Here is a 26,174-nt window from a genome sequence, read left to right as displayed (position 1 = left end):
CTTCCTCTTCCGCCTCGAAACCAGGCGGGTACCCGCCCGAGCCCCGGTCACACCAGCCCGCCGGTGCCGATCCACGGGGTGACTCCGGTGTGCGCGGCGATGAGGAGGCTTTCGTGGGCGGCGGTTATTCAGAAGCGAGCAGGTCGTCGACAGCAGCGACCGTCACGGTGCCGCGAGCCATGGCCGCGAGACGTGCGTCCACTGTGACCAGAGCATCTGCCTGCAACTGGGCGACAGCGATGTACTCGGCATCTCTGAGCGTGTCCCAGCCGTGCTGGCGGGCGATCCGCCACGCGGTGCGACGCGACACCCGGTCACCGAGAAGCCGCATCTTCGTCTCGGTCATCCGCTCGTGTGCTTCCATGGCTGCTGCTTCGGTGCGTTTGCCTGCACTGACCTCGTGCAGCAGGAGATCCAGCGCCTCCGAGCGGATCGAGTTCGGTGCGACCAGCCTGTGCCTCGGATCGACAAGAACCCCGGTATCCACGAGGTGGAGCAAGGTCGGGGCGTCGATCACATAGCGAGCCATGGACTCGAGCGTAGCCGGATCGATGCGCGCCATGGTGCTTTCCGGAATCGGAAGGTCAGCTTGGCACGCCGGTCCGCGCGAACGACGCTACGAGAGTCCGGAATGGACAGTCCGCTCGTCCCCCGTTCGGGTCGCTACTGCGCCTCGGGCATGTACCGTGAATCCGCTTCCCCGGACGGTGCGGTGGTCGGCGCTCCCTGTTCGTGACCGGGACGGCCTGGGGTGCGGCGGCGGCGTTTTTCGTTCTCTTCGACCAGGTGCCGGCGGCCGCCGGTGAGTGCTGCCCGTACCTCGTTCTCGACCGTGGTGAAGGTCCGGTAGTAGCCGTCGTCGTACTCCTCGACGACCTGGTAGGTCCAGCGGTCCTGCACCACGTTGATCCCGATCAGCTCGGTGGCGACCCGGTCGGCCCACTCGTCGTGCCCGGCCTTGCGCAGCAGCTCGACCGCGTCGTCGAGGGTGAGGTCGGCGTATCCGGTCAGCTGGTGGAAAGCATAGAGGTGACCGCGGGCGCGTTCGACGGTTTCCAGGGCTTCGGTCACCTTGCCGGCCGCGGCCACGGTCGCCGGGTCGGGCTGAGCGGAACCGGGCATCACGGGGTCCTTTCCTGCGAGCGTGCCACTGCCGGATCTCGGCGCGGGGAACGGGATTCGCCGCAGCGCGGCACCCGAGGCGCTACCCCGGTGACCGTCCGCTAAACCCGCCGCCGCCGCGGGCAGGTCGTCACGGCCGGCGTTGCACCACCGGCGCGGGCGGCGCACCCTGAAAGCAGCTTGCCCGCGATCTGCGGCTCCGGAGGCGTGCACCGATGCAAACGTTCTTGCCCTACCCCGATTTCGCGGCCAGCGCCGAGGTGCTCGACCGCCGCCGGCTGGGCAAGCAACGGGTGGAGGCCCTGCAGGTGGTGCGGGCGCTGACCCGGCCCGGCTACGGCTGGCAGAACCATCCGGCCGTCGCGATGTGGCGTGGATACCCGGAGGCGCTCGCCCGGTACGGGCTCGACATCTGCCGCGCCTGGTCCGCGCGAGGCGGCGCGGACAGCTGCGCCGGCAAGATCGTCACCGAGCTGGCGGACACCGGCATTCCCGAAGCCCGCAGCCAGGCCGAACTCGAAGCGGCCGGGGAACTCCCGCCCTGGCTGGGCGACGCGGACGTGCATCGCAGCCACCAGGCCGCCCTCGTCCGCAAGGACGCCGCGCACTACCGGCACTGGTTCCCGGACGTGTCACCGGAGCTGCCCTACGTCTGGCCCCGCTCCGATCGCGCGGGCCATGGATGAGCAGGTGTGGCGCCGGCGCGGGCGGGTACCCCGCCGCAGTTTCCCCAGGCGACGGAAGAGAGGTGCGTCAATGCCGTCCTACGACTACACCGCACAGGTCGATGTGCCGGCGGACCAGCTTTTCGGCTATCTCGCGAAACCGGGCAACCTGCCGGCGTTCCTGCCCGCGTTGACCGAGGCGCGCCCCGTCGAGGGCGACCGGGTGCACGTCGAAGCCGACGTCGACGGCAGGCATGTCGCCGGCGAGGCGTGGCTGCACGTGGACCGCGGGGCCCGGACCCTGAGCTGGGGCGCGCCCGGCGAGGACGACTACCACGGCGACCTGAGCGTGCGCGACCACGGCGAGAACGACAGCGAGGTCACCATCCGGCTGCACACCGAACGCGCCGGCGGCGAGGAGGTCCAGCGCGGTCTGGAGGAGGCCGTCGCGGCACTGGCGCACCGCGCCGCAGCCGAAACGGACCTGTCCGCGGCCGAACACCAGGAGGGCTGGTCCTGAACCGATTCCCGGCGCCCTGAGACTGATGATCGGCGCCAGCGTGACCACGAAACGTGGCCGAACCATCGCTCTCCGTCTTTCATCGGGCGCTGTCGCACGGCCGGGGCTTGAGTGGCGGGACCGCACGGCTAACCTGGGCTAAGCACCCGCTTAGCCGCCCGTCCGCGCGGCAGAACAGGAGGCCTGTGTCGTGAACTCGTTCGAGGACCGCGTTGCCCTGGTGACCGGGGCCAGCCGGGGGATCGGGCTCGCCATCGCCACCGAGCTGGTCGCGCGCGGGGCCCGGGTGTGCGTCACCGCCCGCAAACCGGAGCCGCTGGCCGAGGCCGTCGCCGGGCTGGGCGGGGACGAGCACGCGCTCGGTGTGCCCGGCAAGGCCGACGACGACGAGCACCGGGCCGACGCGATCGCGAGGACGATCGACCGGTTCGGGCGGCTCGACATGCTCGTCAACAACACCGGCATCAACCCGGTCTACGGGCCCACCGTCGACGTCGACACCGGTGCCGCGGCGAAGATCATGGCGGTGAACGTGCTGGCTCCGCTGGCCTGGGTCCGCCATGCCCGCGACGCCTGGATGGGCGAGCACGGGGGGACGGTGGTCAACGTCGCGTCGATCGCCGGGCTGCGGACCTCGCCCGGCATCGGCATGTACGGCGTCAGCAAGGCCGCGCTGATCCGGCTCACCCAGGAGCTCGCCGGCGAGCTCGGACCGAAGATCCGGGTCAACGCGGTGGCCCCGGCGGTGGTCAAGACGCAGTTCGCGACCGCGCTCTACGAGGGACGCGAGGAGGAGGTCTCGGCGGCGTACCCGATGAAGCGCCTCGGCGTGCCCGAGGACATCGCGGGTGCGGTCGCCTTCCTGCTGTCCGGGGAGTCCGGCTGGATCACCGGGCAGACCATCGTCCTCGACGGCGGCATCACCCTCGGCGGTGGCCTGTGAGCGCCGGGGTCGTGATCACCGGCGGCGGTGGGGGCATCGGCGCCGCGATCGCCCGCCGGTTCGCCGCCGACGGCGCCCGGGTCGTGGTCGCCGACCTCGACGAAGACCGGGCCGCCGAGGTGGCCGCCGAGATCGGCGGGACGGCGTTCGCCGGGGACGTGGTGAGCGAGGCGGGCGTGGCGGCACTGCTGACCGCCGCGCGCGAAACCCTCGGCGAGATCGACGTGTTCTGTGCCAACGCGGGCATCGCCCCGTTCGGCGGCGAACAGTCCACAGAGGACGACTGGGCGAATGCCTGGGACGTCAACGTGATGGGGCACGTCCGCGCGGCCCGGGCGCTGCTGCCGGCGTGGCTCGAACGCGGCGAGGGGCACTTCGTGGTCACCGCGTCCGCCGCGGGCCTGCTCACCAGCCTGGGCTCGGCGCCGTATTCGGTGACCAAGCACGGCGCGGTGGCGTTCGCCGAATGGCTGGCCGCGACCTACCGGCACCGCGGCATCACGGTGCAGGCGATCTGCCCGCAGGGGGTGCGGACCGCGATGCTGGAGAGCACCGGCGAACGCGGCAAGCTGCTGATGGCGGCCTCGGCGATCGAACCGGAGCAGGTGGCCGACGCGCTGTTCACCGCGATCGACGAGGGCCGGTTCCTGGTCCTGCCGCATCCGGAGGTGGCGGGCTACTACGCTGCGCGTGCCACCGAACCCGACCGCTGGCTCGGTGGCATGAACAAGCTGCAGCGCAAGATGGAGCAGCTGCCCGAGGCGTGACCCGCGCGGGCGGAGTTCCGACAAACCGTGGAAGGGCGCTCGACCGGGTCCCCACGGGCTGCGGTCGCGGCCGTCTCACGGGGCGGCCGATACTTCGCGCTGCGGCACCGGAGCCCCGCTCCCGCCGCGGGCGCCCGCCGCCGTGGCGGGACGGACACGAACAGACCGGGAGCCGGCATGACCACCCCCGTCCGGGCCGAGGTGCCGCGATCGCGGATCGCCGTCGCGAGCTTCATCGGCACCGCGATCGAGTTCTACGACTTCTACATCTACGGGACCGCGGCGGCGCTGGTGTTCGGGAAGGTCTTCTTCCCCACCTTCTCCTCGACCGCCGGGGTGCTCGCCTCGCTCGGCACGTTCGCGGTCGGCTTCATCGCGCGTCCGGTCGGCGCGGTGCTGTTCGGGCACTGGGGCGACCGGCTCGGCCGCAAGTCGATGCTGATCGTTTCCCTGCTGGTGATGGGGCTGTCCACGGTCGCGGTCGGTGCGGTGCCGGACTACGCCGCGATCGGCATCTGGTCGCCGGTGCTGCTGACCGTGCTGCGCTTCGTGCAGGGCGTCGGGCTCGGCGGCGAATGGGGTGGCGCGGTGCTGATGTCCACCGAGTACGCGCCGCCGGGGCAGCGTGGGCTGTACTCGGCGTTCCCGCAGCTGGGCCCCGCGATCGGGTTCGTGCTGGGCAACACGCTGTTCCTGGTGCTCGGCGCGGTGCTGCCCGCCGCGGAATTCCAGGCATGGGGCTGGCGGCTGCCGTTCCTGTTCTCCGCGGTGCTGCTCGTGGTCGGCTTCTACATCCGGATCCGGATCGCCGAGACGCCGGTGTTCCAGGCCGCGCTGGACAAGGCCGAACAGGCCCGGGTCCCGCTGTTCGAACTCGTCCGCAAGCAGCCGCGGGTGCTGCTGCTCTCGACGCTGTCTTTCGTGCTCGCGCACGCGTTGTTCTACACCGTCACCACGTTCTGCCTGTCGCTGGCGACCTCCTCGCTCGGCATTCCGCGCACCACGGTGCTGGTGAGCCTGCTCGTCGCCGCCGCGGTGATGGGCGTGGCCACGCTGGTGTTCGCGATGAAGTCGGACAAGTGGGGGCGGCGCCGGCTCAGCGCGGCTGCCGCGGTGTCGGTGGTGGTGTGGGCCTTCCCGCTGTTCGCGTTGATGCAGACGAAGAATCCGCTGCTGCTGACCGTCGGGTTCATCGGCGGACTGCTGTGCTTCGCGATGCTGTACGGGCCCATGGGGGCCTTCCTGCCGGAGCTGTTCCGGGTGCGCTACCGCTACTCCGGGGCGTCGATCGCCTACAGCGTTTCGGGCATCGTCGGCGGCGGGGTGGTGCCGCTGATCTCCACCGACCTGCACGCCTCCACGGGATCGTCGGTGCCGGTGTCGCTGCTGCTGATCGTGCTCGGCGTGGTCAGCCTGCTGTGCATTCTCGGACTGCCGGAAACCCGTGACCACGACTTCGCCGACGGGCTCGGCGAGGACCAGGTGCCCGCGGCGTCCTGACCCGGGGCCGGCCTGCTCAGCCGGGGGTGATCAGGTCCGCGACGAGCAGTCCGGTGTGCAGCAGCAGCCGGTTGCGTCCGTCGTCGAGGTCGAGGCCGGTGATCTCGCGGATCCGGTCGAGCCGGTAGTACAGCGAGGTGCGGTGCAGGTGCAGGGCCTCGGCCGTGCGGGGGATCGAACCGCCGAGGTCGAGGAAGGTGCGCAGCGTCCCGGCAAGGCGGGCGCCACGGGAATCGCCCAGCAACCGGCTCACCGGTTCCGGTACGAGCGTGGGCAGCAGGGCTGACTCCGGGATCCGCAGCAGGATCGCGTACGCACCGAGTTCGGCCCACTTCGCGATGGGGCCGAGGGAGGGCAGCAGGCGCGCGCCTTTCGCCGCCGCGACGGCCTGCGAACAGGACTGCCAGGCTTCGGCGAGCCCGGCGACCGGCTCGCCGAGCCCGGCGACGACGGCGTCCGGTTCGCCGAGGAGCTGTCCGAGACCGGTGGTCATCCGCTGTGCTTCTCGCGCGACCTCGGCCGGGTCGAAGCGGGCCTCCGCGTGCACCAGCACGCCACGCGTGCGGTCGACGAGCGGGAGCAGGCGCCTCGGCCGCCGCCTCGCCGCCGATTCCAGCACGCTGCGCAGCGCCGCTTCGGTCTCCTCGGGCGTGCTGGCTCGTGGTCTGGCCTCCACCACGGTCACCGCCACCTGCGCCGCGTCGGTCAGCCAGCCTCCGGCGATACCCGCGGCCAGCGCGTCCCGCCGGGCGTCCGGTTCGGGGCCGAGCAGCCGCAGGAGCGTGCGTTCGCGGCCGGCCCGGAGGTCGTCGGCAGCGATCCGCGATCCGTGCAGCAGGGCCGTGGCGGTCTTCGACACCTGCTCGATCCGCGCGATCTCCGGTGCGGCCAGCGAACGGTCCGCGTCGATGACCATGAGCAGCCCGAGCAGTTCGCCCCGTTCACGCAGCGGTACGCAGAACCGCGGGCTCATGCCCAGTCCGGTATCGCCCGTCAGCGTCCCCGGCCGTGGCCACTGCGCCACGCCCTGGCCGAGGATGAAGCCGCTGACGTCCGGGCCGGCGTCGTGCTGCAGCACCGCGCGGATCCGTACGTCGTCCTCGTCGCCGAAATGCCGGCTGGTGCAGAGCACGCGCACGAGCGGATCGTTGATCGCCACCGAGCGCCGCAGCTCGTCGGCGAGATCGTCCACGAGCGTCTGCAGTGCGTCGCCGCCCACCCGGCCGCGATCGGTCATGCGGGACTCCTTCTTCGACAGAACGTGGAACGACGCCTCCCGAATGTAGGACGCCGGGTGGTTCCGGCGCGTCCGTGCCCCGGTGATCCTGGAGCGGGGGGCCGTGGGAAGGAGGGATCGTGGCGCGTCTGGACGACCGGATCGCCGTGGTGTTCGGGGCCGGTTCGAGCGGGGCGGAACTCAGCAACGGCCGCGCGGCAGCGCTCGCCTACGCCCGTGCCGGTGCCACCGTCGCCGCGGTGGACCTGGTGAAGGAGAGCGCGGAGGAGACTACCCGGCTGATCACCGAGGAAGGCGGCACGGCCGTACCGCTGACCGCGGACGTGACCGAGGAGGACGACGTGGCGGACGCGGTCGCGTCCGTGGTGTCCACGCTGGGCGTGCCGGCGGTGCTGCACAACAACGTCGGCGCGGCGGTCACCGGCTCGCTGACCGGGCTGTCGGTGGCGGAGTGGGACGCGGCGGTCGCGGTGAACCTCACCGGCGTCTTTCTGGCGTGCAAGCACACCCTGCCGCACATGCTCGCGGCCGGCCGCGGCGCGATCGTGAACGTCTCCTCGCTGGCGAGCATCCGGCACACCGGCTACGAGTATCCCGCCTACATGGCCGCGAAGGCGGCGGTCAACCAGCTGACCGTGTCGCTCGCCCTGACGCATGCCCGCCACGGCGTCCGGGTCAACGCCGTACTGCCCGGCCTGATCGACACCCCGCTGGTCGGCCGTCAGCTGGACCGGGACCCGGGCGCGCGGGCCGCCCGCGACGAGGCCAGCCCGACCGGGCGGATGGGCAGTCCCTGGGACGTCGCCCACGCGGCGGTGTTCCTCGCCTCGGACGAGGCGGCCTACATCAACGGCGCCTGTCTGCCGGTGGACGGCGGGCTGAGCGCGAAAACCGGGTAGCGGCCGGTCACCGTGCGCCACGGGCCGGGGAGCGCCACGATGAGGGTCCGCACGGAAGGGGTGGCCGATGGTCGAGACGGTCCGCGGCGCGGTGGCGCCCGAGGCACTGGGCCGGGTGCTGATGCACGAGCACATCTTCGTGCTGAGCCCGGAATTCGTGGCGAACTACCCGGAGCACGACGGGTTCGACGAGTCCGTGCACGTGCCGGAGGCGATCGCCACCCTGCGTGCGCTCAAGGCCGCCGGAATCGACACGATCGTCGATCCCACGGTGATCGGCCTGGGCCGGTACGTGCCGCGGGTGCAGGCCGTCGCGGCCGCGACGGACCTGCAGATCGTGGTCGCCACCGGTCTCTACACCTATCGCGACCTGCCGCACTACCTGCAGCTGCGCGGACCCGGCACGCCGCTGGGCGGGCCGGAACCGCTGGTCGAGATGTTCGTCGGGGACCTGACCGAGGGTATCGCCGGCACCGGGGTGAAGGCCGGGGTGCTCAAGTGCGCCACCGACGAGCCGGGGCTGGCCCCGGGCGTCGAACGGGTGCTGCTCGCGGTGGCCGAGGCGCACCGGCGGACCGGTGCGCCGATCATGACGCACACACACGCGGGTACCCGGCGTGGACTGGACCAGCAGGACGTGTTCGCGGCCGAGGGGGTCGACCTGCGGCGGGTGCTGATCGGGCACTGCGGCGACACCACCGACCTGGGCTACCTGACCGAGATCGCCGACCGCGGTTCGCTGCTCGGCATGGACCGGTTCGGCCTCGATTCGTACCTGCCGTTCGAGGAGCGCGTGGCGACGGTGGCGACGCTGTGCGAACGCGGCTACGCGGGCAGCATGGTGCTCTCGCACGACGCCGCGTGCTACCTGGACTGGATGGACCAGCCGCTGCGCGAGACTCTGCTGCCGAACTGGCACTTCCTGCACATCACGAACGAGGTGCTGCCCGCGTTGCGAGCGCGGGGCGTCAGCGAGGACGACCTCACGACGATGCTGGTCGACAATCCCCGGAAGTTCCTCGCGCCCGCCGCCGCGCACTGACCGAAATCGACCGGACGGTACGTTCGCGAGGTTCGGCCATGACAGGAGGCACACGGAATGGGTGTGGAAGCGGACAACGTCGCGCGGATGCGTGCTTTCGTCGAGCAGGTGCACGAGGGTGGGCAGGTCGCGCTGATCGAGGAGTTCGTGCATCCGGATTTCCGGAACCGGTCGGCCAAGAAGGGCAGGCCGGACGACCGCAGCGGCGTCGCCGACGTCACGCGGGCGCTGCACACCGCGTTCGCCGGCCTCGAGGTCGAGATCGTGCACTGCGTGGCTTCCGACGACGTCGTGGCCACGCACAAGATCTACCGGGGACGCCACGTCGGGGAGTGGCTGGGGACACCCCCGTCGGGCCACCACGTCGAATTCCCCGTGATGGACTTCGTCCGGGTGCGCGATGGCCGGTTCGTCGAGCACTGGTCCGTTCTCGATCCGCCGTCCCCCGCGTAGCGCCGCTCAGCCCGGGCCGGTCAGCCCGCCCAGGGGAGTGCGGCGCGGCGTCAGCGTGCGGTGGCTGATCCGCCAGCCGTCCGGGGTGCGCACGACGACGTCGTCATAGGACACCGAAGCGCAGGTGCCGTCGGCTCCGATCCCGAGGCCCTTGGAGCGGGCCCGCGCCCGGTCGTCCGTCTCCGCGGTGACGACGATGTTGGTGACGTGATGGGCGACCGGATTGTCCGCGCCCAGTGCCCAGCCGGCCGCGCGCAGCGCCGCCACCCCGCGCAGCGGCTCCTGCCCGAACCCGGTGAGGTCGTAGACGACGTCCGCGGTGAACAGGTCCTCGAAGCGGTCGAGGTGCCCGTCGTCGACGAGATGGCCGTGCATCGAGAGCAGGTCGGTGATGGCCCAGCGGTCTTCGAGGGTGAAGGACATCGGTGTCCTTTCGTCGTCGGGGAATCGGCCGGATTCTCCCGACCCGCCGTACGAGGCGGGAAAATCCGGTTCCACTCAGGCCGGCAGCTCCACCAGGTCCGCCAGCCGCGCGCGGTGCCGGCCGGGCGTGCCGAAAGCCAGCTCGTCGCTCTTCGCGCGTTTCAGGTACAGGTGCGCGGGGTGCTCCCAGGTCATCCCGATTCCGCCGTGCAGCTGGATGGCTTCCTCGGTGGCGTGCACCGCGATCGGGCTCACCCTGGCCTGGGCCACGGCCACCGCGATCGGGACGTCGTAGCCGCCGGCGAGGGCGTCCGCGGCGTACCGGGCGGCGGCGCGGGCGCCGACCAGCTCGGTGTACAAGGTGGCCAGCCGGTGCTTCAGCGACTGGAACCCGCCGACCGGACGGCCGAACTGGTAGCGGCCCTTCAGGTACGTCACCGTCTCGGTCAGCGCCCATTCCGTCAGGCCGGTCTGTTCCGAGGCCAGCAGACCGGCCGCTGTCGTGAGTGCACTGTCCACAGCGGACTCCGCGGCGGCGCCCCGCACGATCGGCCGGGCGGTGGCGCCGGAGAAGGTCACGTCGGCGATGCGGCGGGTCAGGTCCAGCGAAACCACTTCGGCCACGGTCGTTTCCGCGGCGTCCACGGCATACAGGCCCGGGCCGTCCGCGGACGTCGCGGGAACCACGAACACCTCGGCCACGGAGGCGTCGGCCACCGTGCGTACTTCGCCGGTCAGGGTGCCGTCCGCGCGGACGGTCGCCGGGAACGGCGAGCCGGGGGCGGTGGACAGCGGTACCGCCAGCGCGCCGGTCAGCTCGCCGGACGCCAGGCGCGGCAGGAGTTCGTCGCCGGTGCCCAACAACGCCGACGTGGCCAGCACCGCGCTGCCGAGGAACGGCACCGGGGCCACGCTGCGGCCCAGTTCCTCCAGCACGACCGCTGTTTCCCGGGCCGAAGCACCGTGGCCGCCGTGGGCTTCGGGCACCATCAACCCGGCCGCGCCGAGGTCGGCGGCCAGCGTGTGCCACAGGTTCCGGTCGTAGGGGTCGGCGGTTTCGGTCCGCCCCAGCACCTCGGCGGGCCCGGCCCGGTCGGCCAGCAGCGAGCGCACGGACGCGCGCAGATCCTCTTCGACGTCCGAGTACACCAGGTTCGGCGAGCTCATCGCGGCAGGTCCTTCCAGGCGACGTCCTTGTCCACCCGCGGCTCGGACGGCAGCCCCAGCACGCGTTCGGAGATGATGTTCCGCAGTACCTCCGACGTTCCGCCCTCGATCGAGTTCCCCTTGGCGCGCAGGTACCGGTAGCCGGCCTCGCGGCCGAGGAAGTCGACCTGTTCGGGACGGCGCATTGCCCACTCGTCGTAGCGCAGGCCTTCCTCGCCGAGTAGTTCGAGCTCCAGCCCGCTCAGCTTCTGGTTCAGCTCGGCAAATGCCACCTTCATCGCCGAACCTTCCGGCCCGGGCGCGCCCGCGGTGAGCTGCTGGCGCAGCCGGTCGCCGGCCAGCCGCAGCGATTCGCCCTCCACCCACAGCCGCACCAGCCGGTCCCGCAGTTCCGGCGTGCGCAGCTCCGGCCGTTCCCGCCAGGTTTTCGTGAGCACGCCGAGCATTCCGCCCTCGCGCGGAAGTGCCACGCCGCCGATGGCCACGCGTTCGTTCATCAGCGTGGTCTGCGCGACCTTCCAGCCCTCGCCGACCGCGCCGATCCGCTGGGTGTCCGGAATCCGCACCTCGGTCAGGAACACCTCGTTGAACTCGGCCTCCCCGGTGATCTGGCGCAGCGGCCGGACCTCGACCCCGGGTGCGGTCATGTCACACAGGAAGTACGTCATGCCCTGGTGCTTCGGCACGTCCGGATCGGTGCGGGTGACCAGGATGGCCCACTGCGCCAGGTGCGCGCTGGAGGTCCAGACCTTCTGGCCGGTCACCACCCAGTCGTCGCCGTCACGCACCGCGCGGGTGGCCAGCGCGGCCAGGTCGGAGCCCGCGCCGGGTTCGCTGAACAACTGGCACCACACCTCCTCACCGGTCCACAGTGGACGAAGGTAGCGGCGGCGCTGCTCGTCGGTGCCGAACGCGAGGATGGTCGGCGCGGCCATGCCGAGACCGATCCCGATCCGGCGTGGATCGTTGTCGGGGGCACCGGCCTCGGCGAACGCGGCGTCGACGGCGGCCTGCAGGGCGCGCGGCGCGTCCTGCCCGCCCAGCCCGCCGGGGAAGTGCACCCAGGCGAGTCCGGCGTCGAACCGCGCCCGCAGGAACTCCAACCGCGGCAGGGTTTTCGGATCGTGCGTGGCGAGGAAGTCCGCGACCTGCCCGCGCAGATCCCCGGCGGTCACGGTCACCGGCCCGCCTCCGCCCGGTACTTCTTCAGCTCACGGCGCGCCAGCGAGCGCTTGTGCACCTCGTCCGGGCCGTCGGCCAGCCGCAGCGTGCGCACGCCCGCCCACAGCTCGGCGAGCGGGAAGTCCTGGCTCACACCACCGGCACCGTGTGCCTGGATCGCCTTGTCCAGAATCCACTCGACGGCCAGCGGGGTGGAGATCTTGATCGCCTGGATCTCGGTGTGCGCGCCCTGGTTGCCCACGGTGTCCATCAGCCACGCGGTCTTGAGCACGAGCAGCCGCTGCTGCTCGATCCGCACCCGCGATTCGGCGATCCAGTCCTGCACCACGCCCGCGTCGGCGATCGGCCGCCCGAACGTCTCCCGCGAGAGCGTGCGCCGGCACATCAGCTCCAGTGCCCGCTCGGCCATGCCGATCGCCCGCATGCAGTGGTGGATCCGGCCCGGCCCCAGCCGCGCCTGCGCGATCGCGAACCCGGAGCCCTCCTCGGCGATCAGGTTCTCCGCGGGGACCCGGACCTCGTCGAACACGACCTCGGCGTGACCGCCGTGGTCGCCGTCGGTGTAGCCGAACACGTGCATCCCGCGTTCGACGGTGAGCCCGGGGGCGTCGCGGGGGACCAGGATCATGCTCTGCTGCCGGTGCGGCGCGGCCTCGGGATCGGTCTTGCCCATCACGATGAAGATCGCGCAGTTCGGGTTCATCGCGCCGGAGATGTACCATTTGCGGCCGGTGATCACGTACTCGTCGCCCTCGCGGCGGATCCGGGTGGCGATGTTGCGCGCGTCGGAGGAGGCCACGTCCGGTTCGGTCATCGCGAACGCGGAGCGGATCTGCCCGTCCAGCAACGGCTGCAGCCACTGCTTGCGCTGCGCCTCGCTGCCGAACATGTGCAGGACTTCCATGTTCCCGGTGTCCGGGGCAGCACAGTTGACCACCGACGGCGCCAGATGCGGGCTGCGGCCGGTGATCTCGGCCAGCGGCGCGTACTGGAGGTTCGTCAACCCGGCACCCTGCTCGCCGGGCAGGAAGAAGTTCCAGAGGCCCCGCTCCCGGGCCTGGGCCTTCAGCTCGTCGACGATCGGCGGCGGTGCCCACGGGTCGGTGCGCTCGGCGAGCTGCCGCTGGAAAACGGGTTCGGCGGGGTAGACGTGTGAATCCATGAACTCGAGCAGCTGCCCGCGCAGCTGTTCGGTCCTCTCGTCGAACGCGAAGTCCATTACCTCTCCTCTTTGAGCGTCTCGTTGCCGTGCGAGATCAGGCGGGCGACGCCGTCGCCGATGCCCTCGAAACCCGCACCGACGGTCTGGCCCTTGCTGTGCCGGTAGTAGATCCCTTCCAGGATCACGGCGAGCTTGAAGAACGCGAAGCTCACGTACCAGTTGAGCGCGGACACGTCGCGCCCGGAACGCTCGGCGTAGCGGGCGACCACCTCGTCGGCGCTCGGATACCCGGGCGCGGAGCTGGCGTTGGACACCATCTGCAGCGACACCTTGTCGCGTTCGGCGTAGGCGACGAGCAGCGCCACGTCGGTGAGTGGGTCGCCGAGGGTGGACATCTCCCAGTCGAGCACCGCGCTGATCCGGTCCCTGTCGTCCACCAGCACGTTGTCCAGCCGGTAGTCACCGTGCACAATGGACGGACGACCGGAGGCGGGCAGCTTCGCGGCCAGCCGGTCGTGCAGCTCGTCGGCCCCGGGCAGGTCGCGGCTGCGCGAACCGTCGAGCTGCTTCTTCCACCGCCGCAGCTGCCGCTCCAGGAATCCTTCCGGCCGCCCGAAATCGCCGAGCCCGACGGCTTCGGGCTCCACCGCGTGCAGGTCGACGAGGGTGTCCACGAGCGCGTCCGCGATCGCCCGGGTGCGCGCCGGCCCGACCTCGGTCAGCTCCTCGGCCGAACGGTACGGCGTGCCCTCGACGAACTCCATCACGTAGAACTGCGCGCCGAGCACGTCCGGTTCGCTGCACAGCAGGACCGTCCGGGGCACCGGGACCGGGGTGCCGGCCAGTCCGCTGAGGACGCGGAACTCGCGGCCCATGTCGTGCGCGGTGGGCAGGACGTGCCCGAGCGGCGGACGGCGCACCACCCACTGCCCGGTGCCGTCGCTCACCACGTAGGTGAGGTTGGACCGGCCGCCCTGGATCACTTCCGCGGTGAGCTCGCCGGTGACCAGTCCGGGCCGCTCGCGGTCCAGGTGGGCACGCAGCCGGGCCAAGTCGAGTCCGGGTGGGTCGGTGCGGGTCATCGGGCCTCCTTCGGGCAGTTCCGCAGCACAGTACCGACTGCTGGGGAGTGGCTGCGCCGGTCGGAACCGGCGCAGCCACTCGCGAGAGGGTGAAGGGTCAGGCGATCATCCGGGAGACCATTTCGGCCACGCAGGCCGGTTTGGCCTCGCCCTCGATCTCGATCGTCCAGCGCACCACGGCCTGCTTGCCACCGGGCACGTCGGTGACCTCGATCAGGTCGGCGCCGCCGCGGACCCGGGCGCCGACCTTCACCGGCTGCGGGAAGCGCACCTTGTTGAGGCCGTAGTTGACGCCCATCGTCAGGCCCTCGACCCGGTAGATCTCCGGGCCGAACATCGGGATCAGCGACAGGGTGAGGAAACCGTGCGCGATCGTGGTGCCGAACGGGCCGTTCGCGGCCCGCTCCGCGTCGAGATGGATCCACTGGTGGTCACCGGTCGCGTCGGCGAACCGCTGCACCTGCTCCTGGGTGATCGGGTGCCATTCGCTTTCGCCGAGGTGCTCGCCGACCGCGGCGGCGAGGTCGGCGAGATCGGAGAACGTGCGCATCGCGGTCAGTCCTTCGGTCCGCCGGCCACGTAGATGACCTGTCCGGACACGAAGCCCGCGCCCTCGCTGACGAGGAAGGACGCCACGTTCGCGATGTCGTCCGGGGTACCCACGCGCTGCACCGGGATCTGCGCCGCCGAGGCCTTCTTGAAGTCCTCGAAGTCCACGCCGAGCCGCTGCGCGGTGGCCGCGGTCATGTCGGTGGCGATGAACCCGGGCGCGATCGCGTTCGCGGTGACGCCGAACTTGCCGAGCTCGATGGCCAGCGTCTTGGTGAAGCCCTGCATGCCCGCCTTGGCCGCGGAGTAGTTGACCTGCCCGCGGTTGCCCAGCGCCGAGGTGCTGGACAGGTTGACGATCCGGCCCCACTTCTGCTCGGTCTGGTACTTCTGCACCGCGCGGGTCATCAGGAACGAGCCGCGCAGGTGCACCGTCAGCACCGAGTCCCAGTCCTGCTCGGTCATCTTGAACAGCAGGTTGTCCCGCGTGATGCCGGCGTTGTTCACCAGCACGGTCGGGGCGCCGAGTTCCTCGGCCACCCGGGTCACGGCGGCGTCCACCTGCTCGGCGTCGCTCACGTCGAGTGGCACACCCACCGCGCGCCCGCCCTCGGCGACGATCGCCTCGGCACCCTGGCGTACTCCCGCCTCGTCGAGGTCCAGCAGCCCGACGGCGAACCCGTCGGCGGCGAGACGGCGGGCGACCGCGGCACCGATGCCACGGCCGGCCCCGGTCACGATGGCCACGCGGGAAGGGGAATCGCTCACGGTGGGTCTCCTCATCGTCGAGAACTTGTGATCGAGAAACTTCGTCGGGGACTTCGGGGAAAGCCGTCCTGGCCGGACAGTACCGCCTCGCCGTGCGGTACAGCCGCCGGCGGCTAAGCGTACGCTTAGTACGGTGGGCGCGCGAGTGCGGCGTTGTATCAGGCAGGTGATTTAACAACGGAGTAGGCTGCCGGACACAGCCTCGACGTCAGGAGGAGCGTGCCCATGCCTGCCATCCCGCTGACCGCGAACAGCACGGTGGGGGACTGGCTCGACCATCCCGAGGGTGGCGTCCTGCTGCGTGAGCTGCTGGCGGAGAACGGGGCCGGTATCCAGGTGCTCGATCCGGCCCGCGGGCTACCGCTGCGGCAGCTGGCCGAGCTGAGCGGGGGCCGGCTGCCCGCGGAAGTGGTGGACCGCCTCGTGCGGCAGGTCAACGGCGGGCGGGTGCCGGACGAGGACATGGTGGCGGGATGGCGCGAACGGATCGTCGCGGACCGCTTCACCGGCCGGACGGTCGTGGTGACCGGGGCGGCGTCCGGGATCGGCCGGGCCACCGCGGCGCGGATCGCGCGGGAGGGCGGCCGGGTCGTCGCGGTCGACCTCGCGGCGGACGGGCTCGCCGCGCTCGCCGAGCGGACCGGCGCGGAACCGGTGCCGGTGGACCTCACCGATCCCGGCGCCGCCGAACGGATCGCGGAGGCGGCCGGCGACCAGGTGGACGGGCTGGCCAACGTCGCGGGCATCTCCGACGACTTCTCCCCGGCACACGAGGTCAGCGACGAGATGTGGCGGCGGATCTTCGCGGTGAACGTGGACGCGACCCTGCGGCTGACCCGGGCGGTGGTGCCGGCGATGCTCGAGGCCGGTCGCGGGTCGGTGGTGAACGTGGCGTCCGAGGCGGCGTTGCGCGGCTCGGCGGCCGGAGTCGCCTACACCGCCTCGAAACACGCGGTCGTCGGGATCACCCGGAGCTGCGCGTTCATGTACGGACCGCGCGGGCTCCGATTCAACGCGGTCGCTCCCGGCGGGGTGGCGACCGGGATCGCGGGCGACTTCCGGCCGGATGGCTCCGGCTACGAGCGGCTCCAGCCGTTCCACCGGCTCATGCCGCCGATCGCGACGCCGGAGCAGCTCGCCGCGTCGATCACGTTCCTGCTGAGTGACGACGGCGTGAACCTCAACGGGGCGATCCTGCCGTCGGACGGGGGCTGGTCGGTGCAGTGACCCGGGAGGGCAAGGCGAGGGCGGCGAGCGCGACCAGTTCGGTCAGCGCCAGGCCGCGCTCGACGAGCCCGAGCGGGATGAGCACCCACCAGCGCTGATCGGTGAGCGCCGCGACCGCGACGGCGCCGAGCAGTACCGCGAACCAGGCCAGGGAAAGCACGGCGAACAGGCGGGCGGCGAAGCGCCGGCGCGGGGAATCGGGAAACACCGCGCGGGCCGCGGTGAGCACGGCCAGCGGAAGGCACACGAAGGCCACGATGCTGGCGATCCGGTGCAGAGTGCCGCCCGTGCCGGACGCGGTGACGCTGGTCCAGTCGGTCTTCGGGAAGGCGACGACCACCAGCAGCCCGATCGTCCACAGCGCACCGAACACGGCCGCGATCCACGGCAGCCGCCGCTGCAGCCACAGCACTGCCAGCGTGACCGCGGACCCGGCCGCGACCAGGGCCACCGCGAGATCGAACACCCATTTGTTCGCCGAGAGGCCGTATTCGCTGATCGTCCGCCGCAGCACGCTGATCTCGTCGGTCGGCGGGATCAGCTGCAGCAGCAGGACCAGCGCGGCACCCCCGGCGAGCGCGGCGACCCCGGCGAAGGCGAACAGAGCGGGACGGCGGTCCCCGGCCACAGTGGTCATCCCGCCAGTCTCCCAGGTGCGGCATATGTCCGGAGTGAACGGATCCGCCGGCTGTCGTGGCCGGGCCCGGGGCGGTGGACGACGAACCGGCAGCCCGTCGCCGCACGGCTTTCATCAGGCGTATACCCGGGGGTCACCGGCGCCGGGTTGGATCGACAGGCAGCACCAGGTCCACAGTGGACGCGAAGGAGCCGTCCGGGGTCCGCGGCCGGGAGCCGGCGAGATTCGTTGTGGCCAACAACAAAGTATGGAGGACGGCGATGACGGTTGGCAAGACCCGGCGGGCAAGGTATAGACCATAGTCGGGCAATCGATGATCGAATCATTGACAAGGCCTGCGCGGCCTGTGATTCTCTGCTTCACGCACCATTGACGGAAGATCCCCCGACGACCCGTTCGGACTTCTCATGTGGCAGACCATCCTCGTCCCCCCGGTCAGAATTGAGCGACGGGTAGCCGTGGAACTCGGCAGAGTCGCGCGAAGACCACGCGCCTGATCAGGTCACTGCCGGCCGTCGTCCGGTTCCGGAATCCCGTTTCCGGTGCCCGTCCGCCGGCTCGCCTGGGTGTCCCGCCTGAATCGCGGGCACTTTTCCGCACCGCAGCTACCGCAGTCCCGGCCCGGCCGGAAGTGCTGATGCACTTCTTCGGAATGTCCGCACACGCAGATGTTCTTGCCGGTCATGTGGTGCGTTCACTCCCTTGCTGCGCGACGTCGCGCCGCGCTGTGCCTTTCCTCGCAGAACCAGTGTAGCCGAACGCGCTCCGGCACCGCCGCCGAAGCGCCGCCGCTGCGCGGGTTCCCCCGATTCGCAGGGGGATTCGGCCGCCGCCATCCGATTCCGCCCGCTTTCCGATGCCAGCACGCGCGCCGCGGCGCCGTTCCGACACCCGTGAAAGGTGGCCATGCGTACTCCCGATCCCCGCATCACCCTGGTCATACCCGTGCTCAACGAGGCGAGAAACCTCGAGGTGGTGCTGCCGGCCCTGCCGCCGGTGCACCAGATCATCGTCGTGGACGGCAATTCGGCCGACGATTCGGTCGCGGTCGCCCGGCGGTTCCTGCCGGAAGCCGACGTGCTCACCCAGACCCGGCGCGGCAAGGGCAACGCGCTCGCCTGCGGGTTCGAACGGGTGACCGGCGACATCGTGATCATGGTGGACGCGGACGGGTCCGCGGCACCGGAGGAGATCCCGGCGTTCGTGGAAACCCTGGTGGCCGGCGCGGACTTCGCCAAAGGCACCCGGTTCACGGCCGGCGGTGGCAGCGACGACATCACGCTGCTGCGCCGCGCCGGCAACGCTGTCCTCAGTGGACTGACGAATCTGCTGCTGCGCACCAGGTTCACCGACCTGTGCTATGGCTACAACGCGTTCTGGGCCGATGTGGTTCCCTCGCTCGGGCTTCCGGAGCCCGCCGGCACGGAGCCGCGCTGGGGGGACGGGTTCGAGGTCGAGACGCTGATCAACTGCCGCGTCGCGCTCGCCGGGCTGAAGATCGCCGAGGTGCCGAGCTTCGAGCGCGACCGGATCTACGGAACCAGCAACCTCGACACCTTCCGCGACGGGCTGCGGGTCCTGCGGGTGATTTTCCGCGAAACGGCGCGGTCCCGGCGCAAGCGCCGCCGTGGCGAGGCCGCGGTGTCCGGTGTGGACCGTGTGGTGCGCCCATGACCGGAGCACGGCACGCGGCGTCGGTGGTGCTCTGCTGCTACACCGAGGACCGCTGGGACGACCTCGTGGAGGCGGTGAAGTCGGTGGGCGGCCAGACCCTCCCGCCGGCCGAGCTGGTCGTGGTGGTGGACCACAATCCGGCGCTGCTGCGGCGGGCTGCCGAAGCCTTCGAGGCGCCGGGCGTGCGGGTACTGGAAAACCACCGCAGGGCCGGGCTTTCCGGGGCGCGCAACACCGGGTACCGGGCCGCGGTGGGGGAGATCGTGGCTTTCCTCGACGACGACGCCGCGGCCGATTCCTGGTGGCTGGAGGAAATGCTGGCGCCCTACGCGGATCCGGCCGTCGCCGCGGTCGGCGGGCGGGCGATCCCGGCGTGGCCGGATGACGCGCCGCCGCGGTGGCTTCCGCCGGAGCTCTACTGGATCGTCGGCTGCGGGTACACCGGGCAGCCGGAAAGCCGCGCCGAGGTGCGGAATCTGATGGGCTGCGCGATGTCGTTCCGCCGCAAACACCTCGAGGCCCTCGGCGGGTTCACCGAGAGTGTGGGACGGACCGCGGCACTTCCGCTGGGGTGCGAGGAGACCGAACTGTGCATCCGGCTGCGGCAGCGGGTACCGGGCGCGAAGGTGGTCCTGGAGCCGGCCGCGACGGTGCGGCACCGGGTCACCCGCGGCCGCACCGCGCGCGAGTACATCCGGCATCGCAGCTGGGCGGAAGGGATCTCGAAGGCGGCGGTCTCCCGGCTCGTGGGTGAACAGGACGCACTGGAGACGGAGCGCTCGTACCTGCGTGCGGTACTGCCGAAAGCAGTTCTGCGCGAACTGCGGCGGGGGAATCTCGCCGGTGCCAGAGGAATCTTCGTCGCCACCGCAGCTGCCGGGGCCGGATACGTGAGGGGCCGGCTTCGCCGCGGTGAGAACGAAACGCAGCCGTCCCCGATCCCGGTGCACACAGTGGACCTGGCCGGCGGGTCCGAAGTGGACTGGCCGGGTGAGGCCGCGGCGCTCGTGCGGGCCGGTGAGGTGGTGCTCGGTTCGGTACGCCGTCCCGAGGACGCCGCCGGACTGCGTGAGCGGCTGGCCGAGCTGTCCGCGGACCGGCCACCGCGGCCGGAGCGGCTGCCCCGGGTCAGCGTGGTGCTCGCGACCGCGGGCCGGCCCGACGACGTCCGGCGGTGCGTGCACAGCGTGCTGGCCACCGGTTATCCGGACCTGGAGATTCTGGTGGTGGACAACGTCGCCGACGGGCCGCGCGGTCCGCTGCGGGAACTGGCCACCACCGACGAGCGGATCCGGCTGCTGCACGAACCGGTGCCGGGGGCCGGCCGGGCCCGCAACCGGGGCGCACAGGCGGCGACCGGCACCGTGCTGGCCTTCACCGACGACGACACAGTGGTGGACCGGGGCTGGCTCGCCGAACTGGCCGCGGAGCTGGCGCAGCCGGACACCCCGTGCGTCACCGGGCTCGTCGCCCCGCTGCGGCTGGACACGCCAGCGCAGGTGTGGTTCGAGGCGTTCGGCGGATTCGGCAAGGGCTACCGGCGGCAGGCGTTCACCGCGGACGCGCACCGGCTGCAGTCGCCAGGGCGGTTCGGCTCGGGCAACAACATGGCCTGGCGCCGCGAGGATTTCCTGGCACTCGGTGGGTTCGACGAACGGCTTGGCCCCGGCAGGCGCACGAAGTCCGGGGAAGATCTCGACCTCTACCTCCGGCTGGTCGGCTCCGGCAAGCGCGTGGTGTACACCCCGCACGCCGTGGTGCGGCACGAACACCGTGGCACCGAAGAGGAACTGCTCCGGCAGCTGCGTGGATACGGCACCGGGCTCGCGGCCATGTATCTCCTCCACGCCGCCCGCCCTGGCGGCCTTCGCGAGCTGGCCCTCGCCGTGCCCCGCGGGCTGCCCCGGTTGCTGGGCCGGAAATCCGAGCAGAGCACGGAGTCCGCCGGCGTGCCGCGCCGGCTGGTCATCGAGCAGCTGAAGGGCACCGTCTCCGCTCCGCTGGCTTTGCTGCGGGAGCGCGCCCGGTGACCCCCCGAACCACGATCGCGGTGAGTGCCGCGCTGCTGGTGCTCACCCTGGTCACCGCGGCGCTGGCGGTGACCGGCCTGACCGGGCCGGTCCGGCTGTGCGTCACGCTCCTGTTCTTCCTCGCCGTCCCCGGCTGGTCCGTGGTCGCCTTCTTCCGGCCGGGTACGTCCTCGCTGACCTGGGCTCTGGTGCTCGCGACCAGCGTCGCGCTGGACCTGCTCGGCGGGGAGCTGATGCTGCTGACGCAGTGGCAACCCGCGGTGGCCTCGGCCGCGGTGCTCGGGGTGTGCGGGGTCCTGCTCGTCGTCCACCTGGCCACGGCGCGCCGTCCGGCGCTTTCCATGCTTTCCCGGGGAGGTGGCCGGTGACGAGTTCGGCTACCGCACCCGCGGCCTCCGGCGGCGTCCGGCGCGCCCTCGGAACGGGGACCGCGCTGTCGCTGAGCGCGGTGATCACCGGCGTGGCCGGACTGGTCTGCTGGGTGGTCGCGGCAGGAGCGCTGCCCCCGGAGGCGGTCGGACGTGCGTCCGCTTTCGTGTCCGGGTTCGTGCTGATCGCGGGCATCGCGCAGCTCAACGTCGGCCTCGGGCTGTTGCGCTGGCTGCCCGGCGCGGGCGGGCGCACCGCCGGTCTGGTCGGCCGCGGCTACCTCGTGGTCGCCGTGGCGGCGGCGGTTGGCGGGCTCGTGTTCGTGCTGCTTCCGGTCGGCCGCCAGGCGGCCCCCGGCCCGCTGGCCGCGTTGTTCGTGCTGGCGAGTGTCTGCTGGGCGATGTTCCAGCTGCAGGACTACGTGCTCGCCGCGCTGGGCCGGGTCTGGTGGGTGCCGCTGTTCAACGGCGCGTTCGGGCTCGTGCGCGTCGCGGTGCTGCCGGTGCTGGGCGCGGCGCTCGGCTCACTCGGCGTGCTCACCTCCTGGGTCGGTCCGACGGTGGTCTGCACGGCGCTGGCCAGTGTGCTCGTTTTCCTGCAGGCACGGCGGAAACGGGACGAGTCGCCGCGGGCCGAGTTGCCTTCGGGCCGTACGGTGGTGTCCTTCCTCGGGCCGACGTACTTGGCCACGATCGGCACCACCGTGCTGTACAACGTCGTCCCACTGATCGTCACCGCCCGGTTCGGCCCGGCCAGCGGCGCGGTCTTCTTCGTGGTGTGGAACGGCCTCACCGCCACCGACTACGCGCTGAACGGGTTCGTGAACTCGATGGTCCTGCGGGGTTCGGGAGACCCGGCGGAACGCCCGGCGATCCTGCGCGCGGTCGCCACCCGGCTTTCCTTACTGGTCGGCGCCGGTGCGGTGGGCGGGTTGCTGCTGGCGCCGGTGCTGCTCGGCCTGTTCGGGCCGGCCTACGCCGGCGAAGGCACGACCGCGCTCCGCGTCGTGCTCGTCGGGATCGTGGCGCGCACCGTCGTCGCACTCGGCGTCGCGACGAAACTGATGGACGGCAACGGTCTCGGCGCGGCACGGATCCAGTTGTCCGGGACGGTGCTCGTGGTGGCCGGGGTGGTCCTGCTCCCGTCCGCTGTGGGGATCGCCGGTCCGGCACTCGGATTCACGCTGGCGCAGATCGCGGTCGCCGGGACGGTGCTGCCGGGGCTGATCCGGCGGATGCGCGGGGTGGTGCGATGAGCCTGCTGCTCACCAGGCCGGAACCGACGGTCGCGGCCGGGCCGGCACCGCACCGGTGGCGGTGGCTGTCGCCGCTGCTGTGCGTTGTGGCCGTGGTGCTGTACGTGCTGTTCCTGGCTCCGGTCGATCCCAGCGAACTCGGGTCGATCGGCCTGATCGCCGCGCTGAATCCCGCGGTGCTGGCGGCGTTCGTGCTGCTGTCGGCCGCGTTCGTCGTCGAAGTCCGCGCGCAGCGGCGACGGGCGTGGCTGCTGCTCCTGATGACCGTGCTGGCCGTGGTGGGAATGTACGGCCTGCCCACGATCACCGAGCCGGTCGCCCGGCTGCCGGTCTCCTGGCTGCACGCCGGCTGGGCCGACTACATCGGCACGCACGGCGAGGTGCTGCACAACTTCGACGCCCGGTTCTCCTGGCCCGCGTTCTTCGCCGTGGTGGCCTGGCTGACCGACCTGTCCGGGATCGGGAACCCGGAAGCACTGCTGGCGTGGGCGCCACCGGTGCTGACCGGCCTCGCCGCGATCGGCGTGCACGCGGTCGCCACCGCGGTGCTCGGCCGTGGCCGGGTGCCCTGGCTCGCGGCCTGGCTCTTCCTGTGCGTCAACTGGGTCGAACAGGACTACTTCTCCCCGCAGGGCCTGGCTTTCCTGCTCTACCTCGGTGCGCTCGCGCTGGTGTTGCGGTGGCTGTGCGGGGACGTTCCGCCGCGAAGCCGGATCGTCGCGTCGTTCGGGCTGGTCCTGCTGCTGCTCGCGCTCGCCCCCGCGCACCAGGTCACGCCGTTCGCCTTCGCCGCGATCCTGGCCGTGCTCACCGTGACGCGGAAGCTGCGGGTGCCGTGGCTGCTGGCGGTCGCGATCCTCACGCCGCTGACCTGGCTGGTGCTCGGCGCGGGCGACTACTGGGTGGGGCACCTGCACGTGCTCACCGGCGGGATCGGCGACCTCTCCGGGGCGGTGCAGGAGAACGTGCAGGCCCGGGTGGCCGGTGATCCCGGCCGGATCACCGTGCTCGGGTTCCGGTTCGGCCTGGTCGGGCTGCTCGGTGTGCTCGCCGCGGCCGGATGGTGGGGGCTGCGGACCCCGCGGGGCCGCCCGATCGCGCTCGGCGTGGCCGCGGTGGTTCCGGCCGGGCTGGTCGCGCTCCAGTCCTACGGCGGGGAAATGCTGCTGCGGTCCTACCTGTATTCGCTGCCGCTGCTGTGCACGCTGGGCGGCGCGGCACTGGACCGGTGGCTGCGCTCGACGCGTGCGCGCAAGCTGGCGACCGCGGTGGTGGTCGTGGTGCTCGGGGCCGCGTCGGTGGTGCTGGTCGGCGCCCGCGGCGGAAACGACAGCTACGTGGCCTTCCGTGCTTCCGACCGCGCGGTCGTCGCCGAGGCCTACCGGCTCGCCCGGCCGGGTCAACGGATCGCACTGCTGACCGCCTACGCCCCGCTGGACTGGTCCCGCGTCGGTGAGGTCAAACAGGGCTCGCTCGAACGCACCTGCGAACCCGGCCCGGCCGCGGGCTCCTGCGTTCGCCGCGTCGGCCCCGACTTCCTGGTGCTCAACCGCGCGCAGGACAACTACGGGGTGACCCTGCTCGGCCTGCCCGCGGGCTGGACGCGGCAGGTCGACACCGAGCTCGTCTCGTCCGGCGCCTACCGCGAACAGCTGCGGATCGGCGATTCCGTGCTGCTCGTCCACCGATCCGGAGGTACCCGATGACCACTTCACCCGCCCGGCTGCTCTACGTCGGCTGGACCGGGCAGGGCAATCTCGGTGACGACGCGATCGCCGACGCGCTCCTGCCGCGGCTGACCGGCGTCGAGTCTTGGCACGTGCCGCACGATCCGGCCGCGTTCGCCCGCCGCGCCTTCGACGGCGGAATCCGCGGTTCGGGCGCGCGAGCGGTTCTCGTCGGCGGCGGCACGGTCGTCGGACGGCGCAACTGGCGGCTGCTGCTCACCGCGACCGGGCTCGTGCTGGCGCGGCGCAGGCCGTGGCACCTGATCGGCATCGGCGTCGAGGATCCCGCTTTCCAGGGCCGGAACTCCTTCTCCGGCGGCGGAGAGCTCGGGCGCTGGCCCCGGCTGCTGGAACGGTTCGAGCGGGTCACCGTCCGCGGTCCGCGTTCGGCCGCGCTGCTGGCCGACGCCGGCGTGCCCGCGGAGGTCGTGGGCGATCCCGCCCTGCTGCACGAAGCCGCCGCGGTCACCCCGCGGGACCGTCTCCTCGGACTGAACCTCGGGTTCGGCGACGACCTGTGGGGGCACGACCACGAGCGGGTCGTCGACGCCGTCGCGGACCTCGTCCGAGGCGCCGCGGCCGACGGGTGGCGAGCGCGGTTCCTCGTGATCAACCCGAAGGACGAGCCGCTCGCCCGCGCCGCGCTGCACCGGTCCGGTGTGGACGGAGAGATCCGCACGACCCTGACCGTGCCGGACTACCTGGCCGCGGTGGGAGACTGCACGGTGCTGGTCGCGGAACGGCTGCACGCGCTCGTCCTGGGCGCGGTCGCCGCGGTGCCGCTCGTGGGCTTGGAGTACCAGCCCAAATGCGCGGACTTCCTCGCCTCGATCGGCGCGGACGACGCGTCGGTGCGCACGGACGTGGTGACCGCGGGCCGGTTGCGCGGCCACGTCGACGCACTCGCCGGCGAGCGGGACGCGCAGTCACAGCGGGTGCGGGGCCGGGTCGAGGACCTGCGCGGCCGGCTGCACACCGAACTGGACCGGATCCGCGCGGGCGCCGCGGTGGGTGCGCGATGAGCGGGCTGGCCGGGCGGCTGCTGCGGGAACTGCGGGTGGAGCTCGGATTCCTGACCCGGCGGGCGCTGCTGAACGTCGTCGCGGCGAGCACGTTCACCCCGCGGCCGCTGCGGTGGGCGCTGTACCGGGCGTGCGGGATGGCCGTGCGTACGCCGAACGTGTTCCCCGGGCTGCAGATCGCGGGCCGGCCGGGCAACCTGGACGTCGGGACCGGCACGTTCGTCAACACCGGGTGTTTCTTCGAGCTGGTCGCGGAGGTCTCCATCGGCAGGGACTGCCAGCTGGGCATGCAGACCATGGTCGTCACGTCGCACCACGAAGCGGCAGGCGGCGAGGTCTCGCGGCGTCCGGTCGGGCGGCCGGTGCGCATCGGCGACCGGGTGTGGACCGGAGCCAGGGTGACGGTGCTGCCCGGGGTGCGGATCGCGGACGACGTGGTGCTCGCCGCCGGCGCGGTCGTCACGAGGGACTGTCCCGAACCGGGTCTGTACGCCGGGGTGCCGGCCCGGCTGGTGCGCTCCGCCGCCCCGGTGGGTGCGCCGTGATCGGCGGGCTGGAATGGACGGCGGCCGTGGCGTTCGTGGCGCTGCTGGCACTGGTGCTGACCCGGACCGTGGTCGCCGAGCAGGGCAGCGCCGGGAAACCGGTGCTGCGCCGGATGGACATCGCCGCCGCGGTGGTCGTGGTGGCGCTGGTCGCGGTACTCGTGGCGAGGGTGCTCGCGGAGTTCTAGACGAGCTGGTTCTGGCCGG

Annotated in this window: 28 protein-coding genes; 17 read left to right on the top strand and 11 right to left on the bottom strand. The window is 71.8% G+C overall.

The window, feature by feature from the left end; all coding sequences use genetic code 11:
• Positions 1–124: 124 nt before the first annotated feature.
• Both BJY18_RS09670 and BJY18_RS09665 read right to left on the bottom strand, forming a co-directional pair.
• On the bottom strand, positions 125–529 hold the full coding sequence (locus BJY18_RS09670) for a type II toxin-antitoxin system VapC family toxin (RefSeq protein WP_184779578.1): 405 nt from the start codon (positions 527–529) through the stop codon (positions 125–127).
• Positions 530–663: 134 nt separating this feature from the next.
• Complete coding sequence (locus BJY18_RS09665) at positions 664–1,122, bottom strand: hypothetical protein (protein ID WP_184779576.1); 459 nt, start codon at positions 1,120–1,122, stop codon at positions 664–666.
• 215 nt (positions 1,123–1,337) lie between these two features.
• On the opposite strand from BJY18_RS09665, the gene BJY18_RS09660 reads away from it, so the two are divergent.
• From BJY18_RS09660 to BJY18_RS09640, 5 genes are all read left to right on the top strand, one after another.
• Positions 1,338–1,808 (top strand): MSMEG_6728 family protein, encoded by a 471-nt coding sequence (locus BJY18_RS09660; RefSeq protein WP_184779574.1) that lies wholly within the window; start codon positions 1,338–1,340, stop codon positions 1,806–1,808.
• A gap of 70 nt (positions 1,809–1,878) precedes the next feature.
• Positions 1,879–2,307, top strand: a complete 429-nt coding sequence (locus tag BJY18_RS09655; protein ID WP_184779572.1) for an SRPBCC family protein — start codon at positions 1,879–1,881, stop codon at positions 2,305–2,307.
• Between the two features lie 190 nt (positions 2,308–2,497).
• Positions 2,498–3,250, top strand: a complete 753-nt coding sequence (locus BJY18_RS09650) for an SDR family oxidoreductase (RefSeq protein ID WP_184779570.1) — start codon at positions 2,498–2,500, stop codon at positions 3,248–3,250.
• Entirely contained in the window at positions 3,247–4,017 is a 771-nt protein-coding gene (locus BJY18_RS09645; protein ID WP_184779568.1) for an SDR family oxidoreductase, read from the top strand. Before BJY18_RS09650 ends, BJY18_RS09645 begins: the two co-directional genes overlap by 4 nt.
• 177 nt (positions 4,018–4,194) lie before the next feature.
• The gene (locus BJY18_RS09640) at positions 4,195–5,517 is read left to right on the top strand and encodes an MFS transporter (protein WP_184779566.1); all 1,323 of its coding nucleotides are present in this window, start codon (positions 4,195–4,197) and stop codon (positions 5,515–5,517) included.
• 16 nt (positions 5,518–5,533) lie between these two features.
• Here BJY18_RS09640 and BJY18_RS09635 read toward each other — a convergent pair whose 3' ends face one another.
• Positions 5,534–6,754: a PucR family transcriptional regulator gene (locus BJY18_RS09635; protein WP_184779564.1), complete on the bottom strand. Its 1,221-nt coding sequence runs from the start codon at positions 6,752–6,754 to the stop codon at positions 5,534–5,536.
• A 119-nt stretch (positions 6,755–6,873) separates the two neighbouring features.
• Between BJY18_RS09635 and BJY18_RS09630 the strand changes: the two genes are divergently transcribed.
• The 3 genes from BJY18_RS09630 (at position 6,874) to BJY18_RS09620 (ending at position 9,148) form a co-directional block, all read left to right on the top strand.
• The gene (locus BJY18_RS09630; protein ID WP_312873800.1) at positions 6,874–7,653 is read left to right on the top strand and encodes an SDR family NAD(P)-dependent oxidoreductase; all 780 of its coding nucleotides are present in this window, start codon (positions 6,874–6,876) and stop codon (positions 7,651–7,653) included.
• A 67-nt stretch (positions 7,654–7,720) separates the two neighbouring features.
• Positions 7,721–8,695 carry a phosphotriesterase family protein gene (locus BJY18_RS09625; protein WP_184779562.1) on the top strand — a complete coding sequence of 325 codons (975 nt, stop codon included), beginning with the start codon at positions 7,721–7,723 and terminating at the stop codon, positions 8,693–8,695.
• A 57-nt stretch (positions 8,696–8,752) separates the two neighbouring features.
• The gene (locus tag BJY18_RS09620; protein ID WP_184779560.1) at positions 8,753–9,148 is read left to right on the top strand and encodes an ester cyclase; all 396 of its coding nucleotides are present in this window, start codon (positions 8,753–8,755) and stop codon (positions 9,146–9,148) included.
• A 6-nt stretch (positions 9,149–9,154) separates the two neighbouring features.
• Here BJY18_RS09620 and BJY18_RS09615 read toward each other — a convergent pair whose 3' ends face one another.
• The 7 genes from BJY18_RS09615 to fabG all read right to left on the bottom strand — a co-directional run bounded on the left by BJY18_RS09615 (position 9,155) and on the right by fabG (position 15,481).
• On the bottom strand, positions 9,155–9,571 hold the full coding sequence (locus BJY18_RS09615) for a nuclear transport factor 2 family protein (RefSeq protein WP_184779558.1): 417 nt from the start codon (positions 9,569–9,571) through the stop codon (positions 9,155–9,157).
• A gap of 75 nt (positions 9,572–9,646) precedes the next feature.
• On the bottom strand, positions 9,647–10,738 hold the full coding sequence (locus BJY18_RS09610) for an acyl-CoA dehydrogenase family protein (protein WP_184779556.1): 1,092 nt from the start codon (positions 10,736–10,738) through the stop codon (positions 9,647–9,649).
• Positions 10,735–11,919 carry an acyl-CoA dehydrogenase family protein gene (locus tag BJY18_RS09605; RefSeq protein ID WP_184779554.1) on the bottom strand — a complete coding sequence of 395 codons (1,185 nt, stop codon included), beginning with the start codon at positions 11,917–11,919 and terminating at the stop codon, positions 10,735–10,737. Before BJY18_RS09605 ends, BJY18_RS09610 begins: the two co-directional genes overlap by 4 nt.
• Positions 11,916–13,139 carry an acyl-CoA dehydrogenase family protein gene (locus tag BJY18_RS09600; RefSeq protein WP_184779552.1) on the bottom strand — a complete coding sequence of 408 codons (1,224 nt, stop codon included), beginning with the start codon at positions 13,137–13,139 and terminating at the stop codon, positions 11,916–11,918. Before BJY18_RS09600 ends, BJY18_RS09605 begins: the two co-directional genes overlap by 4 nt.
• Positions 13,139–14,164, bottom strand: a complete 1,026-nt coding sequence (locus BJY18_RS09595) for a phosphotransferase family protein (RefSeq protein WP_184779550.1) — start codon at positions 14,162–14,164, stop codon at positions 13,139–13,141. Before BJY18_RS09595 ends, BJY18_RS09600 begins: the two co-directional genes overlap by 1 nt.
• A 97-nt stretch (positions 14,165–14,261) precedes the next feature.
• Complete coding sequence (locus BJY18_RS09590) at positions 14,262–14,714, bottom strand: MaoC family dehydratase (protein ID WP_184779548.1); 453 nt, start codon at positions 14,712–14,714, stop codon at positions 14,262–14,264.
• A gap of 5 nt (positions 14,715–14,719) precedes the next feature.
• Positions 14,720–15,481, bottom strand: a complete 762-nt coding sequence (gene fabG, locus BJY18_RS09585) for a 3-oxoacyl-ACP reductase FabG (protein WP_184779545.1) — start codon at positions 15,479–15,481, stop codon at positions 14,720–14,722.
• Between the two features lie 225 nt (positions 15,482–15,706).
• Here fabG and BJY18_RS09580 point away from each other — a divergent pair, with 225 nt between their 5' ends.
• On the top strand, positions 15,707–16,708 hold the full coding sequence (locus BJY18_RS09580) for an SDR family NAD(P)-dependent oxidoreductase (protein ID WP_184779543.1): 1,002 nt from the start codon (positions 15,707–15,709) through the stop codon (positions 16,706–16,708).
• On the opposite strand, the gene BJY18_RS09575 is transcribed toward BJY18_RS09580, so the two are convergent.
• The gene (locus BJY18_RS09575; protein ID WP_184779541.1) at positions 16,662–17,345 is read right to left on the bottom strand and encodes a DUF998 domain-containing protein; all 684 of its coding nucleotides are present in this window, start codon (positions 17,343–17,345) and stop codon (positions 16,662–16,664) included. The genes BJY18_RS09580 and BJY18_RS09575 overlap by 47 nt on opposite strands.
• A 906-nt stretch (positions 17,346–18,251) precedes the next feature.
• Between BJY18_RS09575 and BJY18_RS09570 the strand changes: the two genes are divergently transcribed.
• From BJY18_RS09570 to BJY18_RS09535, 8 genes are read left to right on the top strand one after another with little or no spacing between them, the layout of a single operon-like run.
• Positions 18,252–19,019 carry a glycosyltransferase family 2 protein gene (locus tag BJY18_RS09570; RefSeq protein WP_184779539.1) on the top strand — a complete coding sequence of 256 codons (768 nt, stop codon included), beginning with the start codon at positions 18,252–18,254 and terminating at the stop codon, positions 19,017–19,019.
• A complete protein-coding gene (locus tag BJY18_RS09565) occupies positions 19,016–21,049 on the top strand; it encodes a glycosyltransferase family 2 protein (RefSeq protein ID WP_184779537.1) in 2,034 nt (677 codons plus the stop codon). Before BJY18_RS09570 ends, BJY18_RS09565 begins: the two co-directional genes overlap by 4 nt.
• A complete protein-coding gene (locus tag BJY18_RS09560; RefSeq protein ID WP_184779535.1) occupies positions 21,046–21,417 on the top strand; it encodes a hypothetical protein in 372 nt (123 codons plus the stop codon). Before BJY18_RS09565 ends, BJY18_RS09560 begins: the two co-directional genes overlap by 4 nt.
• Positions 21,414–22,673 carry a hypothetical protein gene (locus BJY18_RS09555; RefSeq protein WP_184779533.1) on the top strand — a complete coding sequence of 420 codons (1,260 nt, stop codon included), beginning with the start codon at positions 21,414–21,416 and terminating at the stop codon, positions 22,671–22,673. Before BJY18_RS09560 ends, BJY18_RS09555 begins: the two co-directional genes overlap by 4 nt.
• Positions 22,670–24,379 carry a hypothetical protein gene (locus BJY18_RS09550; RefSeq protein ID WP_184779531.1) on the top strand — a complete coding sequence of 570 codons (1,710 nt, stop codon included), beginning with the start codon at positions 22,670–22,672 and terminating at the stop codon, positions 24,377–24,379. The genes BJY18_RS09555 and BJY18_RS09550 overlap by 4 nt, the downstream gene beginning before the upstream one ends.
• Positions 24,376–25,422 (top strand): polysaccharide pyruvyl transferase family protein, encoded by a 1,047-nt coding sequence (locus BJY18_RS09545; RefSeq protein ID WP_184779529.1) that lies wholly within the window; start codon positions 24,376–24,378, stop codon positions 25,420–25,422. The genes BJY18_RS09550 and BJY18_RS09545 overlap by 4 nt, the downstream gene beginning before the upstream one ends.
• Positions 25,419–25,967: an acyltransferase gene (locus BJY18_RS09540; protein WP_184779527.1), complete on the top strand. Its 549-nt coding sequence runs from the start codon at positions 25,419–25,421 to the stop codon at positions 25,965–25,967. Before BJY18_RS09545 ends, BJY18_RS09540 begins: the two co-directional genes overlap by 4 nt.
• Entirely contained in the window at positions 25,964–26,155 is a 192-nt protein-coding gene (locus BJY18_RS09535) for a hypothetical protein (RefSeq protein ID WP_184779525.1), read from the top strand. The genes BJY18_RS09540 and BJY18_RS09535 overlap by 4 nt, the downstream gene beginning before the upstream one ends.
• Positions 26,156–26,174 lie beyond the last annotated feature (19 nt).

Source organism: Amycolatopsis jiangsuensis (genome assembly GCF_014204865.1).
Lineage (GTDB): Bacteria > Actinomycetota > Actinomycetes > Mycobacteriales > Pseudonocardiaceae > Amycolatopsis > Amycolatopsis jiangsuensis.
Note: the sequence above shows the minus strand (reverse complement) of the source record. Positions and strands in the feature narration are given on the sequence as shown.